The 1,679-nt window shown below is 51.0% G+C and carries 1 rRNA gene; it reads left to right on the forward strand.

Annotated elements, in window-relative coordinates:
• Positions 1 to 1,627 (forward strand): 23S ribosomal RNA (locus L650_RS0102365); the annotation flags it as partial.
• Positions 1,628 to 1,679 lie beyond the last annotated feature (52 nt).

Consider the following 1,679-nt stretch of genomic DNA (forward strand, 5'->3'; position numbering starts at 1 on the left):
GTGAAAAACCCGCACGCCGGAAGACCAAGGGTTCCTATCCCATGTTAATCAGGGTAGGGTAAGTCGACCCCTAAGGCGAGGCCGAAAGGCGTAGTCGATGGGAAACGGATTAATATTTCCGTACTTGGTATAATTGCGATGGGGGGACGGAGAAGGCTAAGCAAGCATGGCGATGGTTGTCCATGTGAAAGTGAGTAGGGCGTTTGTTTAGGTAAATCCGGACGAACATTAAACCTGAGACACGAGACGAGTCACCACGGTGATGAAGTTGTTGATGCCATACTTCCAGGAAAAGCCTCTAAGCTTCAGATTATACCGAATCGTACCCCAAACCGACACAGGTGGTCAGGTAGAGAATACTAAGGCGCTTGAGAGAACTCGGGTGAAGGAACTAGGCAAAATCGTACCGTAACTTCGGGAGAAGGTACGCTCCTATCTGTGATGAGACTTGCTCTCTAAGCGGACGGGAGCCGCAGTGACCAGGTGGCTGGGACTGTTTATTAAAAACACAGCACTGTGCAAAATCGCAAGATGACGTATACGGTGTGACACCTGCCCGGTGCCGGAAGGTTAATTGATGGGGTTAGTTTTCGGACGAAGCTCTTGATCGAAGCCCCGGTAAACGGCGGCCGTAACTATAACGGTCCTAAGGTAGCGAAATTCCTTGTCGGGTAAGTTCCGACCTGCACGAATGGTGTAACCATGGCCACGCTGTCTCCACCCGAGACTCAGTGAAATTGAAATCGCAGTGAAGATGCTGTGTACCCGCGGCTAGACGGAAAGACCCCGTGAACCTTTACTACAGCTTGGCACTGAACATTGAACCTACATGTGTAGGATAGGTGGGAGACTTTGAAGCAGCGACGCTAGTTGTTGTGGAGTCGTCCTTGAAATACCACCCTTGTAGTTTTGATGTTCTAACGTTGGCCCCTGAATCGGGGTTACGGACAGTGCCTGGTGGGTAGTTTGACTGGGGCGGTCTCCTCCCAAAGAGTAACGGAGGAGCACGAAGGTTGGCTAAGTACGGTCGGACATCGTACGGTTAGTGTAATGGTAGAAGCCAGCTTAACTGCGAGACAGACACGTCGAGCAGGTACGAAAGTAGGTCATAGTGATCCGGTGGTTCTGAATGGAAGGGCCATCGCTCAACGGATAAAAGGTACTCCGGGGATAACAGGCTGATACCGCCCAAGAGTTCATATCGACGGCGGTGTTTGGCACCTCGATGTCGGCTCATCACATCCTGGGGCTGAAGTCGGTCCCAAGGGTATGGCTGTTCGCCATTTAAAGTGGTACGCGAGCTGGGTTTAGAACGTCGTGAGACAGTTCGGTCCCTATCTGCCGTGGGCGTTTGAGAATTGAGAGGGGTTGCTCCTAGTACGAGAGGACCGGAGTGAACGAACCGCTGGTGTTCGGGTTGTCATGCCAATGGCATTGCCCGGTAGCTACGTTCGGAACTGATAAGCGCTGAAAGCATCTAAGCGCGAAGCAGGCCTCGAGATGATTTCTCACTAGACTTTTAAAGTCTCTGAAGGGCCGTTGAAGACTACAACGTTGATAGGCAAGATGTGGAAGTGGTGTGAGCCATTAAGCTAACTTGTACTAATTACCCGTGAGGCTTAACCATACAACGCCAAACGCGTTTTGTGACAGAAACAAGCGACAGAAGTTAATAGCTA

The sequence above is a fragment of the Pseudoalteromonas sp. TB51 genome, from assembly GCF_000498055.1.
GTDB classification, from domain to species: domain Bacteria; phylum Pseudomonadota; class Gammaproteobacteria; order Enterobacterales; family Alteromonadaceae; genus Pseudoalteromonas; species Pseudoalteromonas atlantica.